Annotated in this window: 1 protein-coding gene; it reads right to left on the bottom strand. The window is 66.8% G+C overall.

The genetic code is table 11. The features are described 5' to 3' along the window. Positions 1-161: 161 nt before the first annotated feature. On the bottom strand, positions 162-1559 hold the full coding sequence (locus ACFVX4_RS42045; protein ID WP_389988792.1) for an IS1380 family transposase: 1398 nt from the start codon (positions 1557-1559) through the stop codon (positions 162-164). Between the last annotated feature and the right edge of the window lie 122 nt (positions 1560-1681).

Here is a 1681-nt window from a genome sequence, read left to right as displayed (position 1 = left end):
AGCCTGAATCCACCGCCTTGGATTGAAAAGGATCTTCTAACGGTTTTCTGAGCTCGTGCCGGGTCGGTGCTCGGTTTGGGGCAGGTGGTATCTGCTGGTCTGCCCAGCTTTTCCACGGGTTCGGTTCCGGTCGGGCCTTGAGGGCGGGGTGGACAGGGGTGTCAGATCAGTCCCGGTGGGCCGTGCGTGATGGCGAACATATGCGTCCAGGCTTGCTGCCAGGGCCAGTTGTGGGGCAGGTGCAGGGTGATGCGCCGTGCGGAGCGAGCGATCCGGGCCGGGACGTGGACCAGGTGGGCACGGATCGTGGCGGTGGTCGCCTTCGCGTGGAAGGTCGAGGTGTGTGCTCCGACGGCCCGCAGCAGGTTATAAGCCATCGCCCACAAGATGAGCCAGGCCGAGTTGGCGTGGAAGTGCCCGGAGGGCAGGTGGGCCAGAGCGCCGGCCTTGCTGTCCGCAATGACCTGCTCGACCACGGCGTGGTGGCGGTGTTCCCGTTCGGCCTGGAGCGTCCCGGCGGGGTTGTCGGTGAAGAAGGGGTGGTAGCGCCAGACGGGAAACAGCTCGCCCTGTTCTCCCACGACGGCGGGTTTGGCCAGGTCACGGACCCGGCGCACGATCAGCCGGGCCGTGACGCGTTCACTCTTGTTGCGGCTGGCGAACGCGGTGTATGCGGGTATCTCGGCGACCTCGGCGTCCGAGATGAGATCACCGGTGTCTGGATCTTCCACCGCGTTCGGGTAACTGATCTTCTGCCAGGCATCGTTGGGGATGCTGAGGACGGCCCGTTTGATGGACGGGTTCATACCAGTGGTGATGGAGAAGCGGGCTCCGGCCCGGCGGCAGGCTGCGATCACACCGGCGTTGTAGAACTGGGAGTCCGCCCGCAGGATCCGCATGCCGGTGCAGCCCGCCTCGACGGCGGTGGCCAGGGCCTCGCTCACGAGTTTCGGGGCGCCGCGGGCGTCGGCTGCCTTGCCGCGGCGCATCCGGACCGCGGCGATCACCGGCCGGGAGTGCGGGGTGCAGATCGTGGCGAGCAACGGGTGCAGAGTGCGGATGCCCTTGAACCGGCCGTACTCCGCGCCCTGCTTGGCCCGCCCGTAAACCCGTTTATGAGTGGAGTCGACGTCGATGAACGCCATCACACCGGCGCCCGGCAGCAGCGGCGTGTGTGCGGCCAGCGCGCCGAGGAACCTGCGGTGCACAGCGTGAAGTTGGAGAGCATGACCGTGGGTGAACACGCGCAGGAACGTGCCCAGTGTGGAGGGGGCACGGATACCGTCGAACACGGCCGGCATCGCACCGTGCCGCAGCAGGTGAAGGTCGTCGATGCTGTCCGCGCCTGCGGCCATACCGCCCACGATGCTGGTGACCTTGGCGTCCGCCGCCGCACCCGCGCCGTTGCCCGCCCCGGGCAGCTTCACCTTCTCGGCCACGAGGCGCGAAAGACCGCACCGCTCGGCCAGCCGCATCACCGGGACCAGCCCCGCATACGCGATCAGATTCCGGTCATCGAACGCAGCAGAGACCGCCGCCGGGGTGTGGGAAACTTTCATCTACGAGGTGCCTTGCTGATAGTGCGTGATGGTGGTGTGGTAACTCCCATCTTCGCAGGTCAGCAGGCACCTCTCTTCATTTCTCTATCCACAGGACCCGGGACAGCCGGTGGATCCAGGCT

The organism is Streptomyces sp. NPDC058240 (assembly GCF_042882135.1).
GTDB lineage: Bacteria > Actinomycetota > Actinomycetes > Streptomycetales > Streptomycetaceae > Streptomyces.
The sequence above is the reverse complement of the archived record's forward strand: the minus strand, read 5'-3'. Positions and strand labels throughout refer to the sequence as shown.

Bases quoted from the DNA above. Each gene is read 5' to 3' on its own strand.
- ACFVX4_RS42045 (WP_389988792.1), bottom strand. From the start codon at position 1,559: ATGAAAGTTTCCCACACCCCGGCGGCGGTCTCTGCTGCGTTCGATGAC.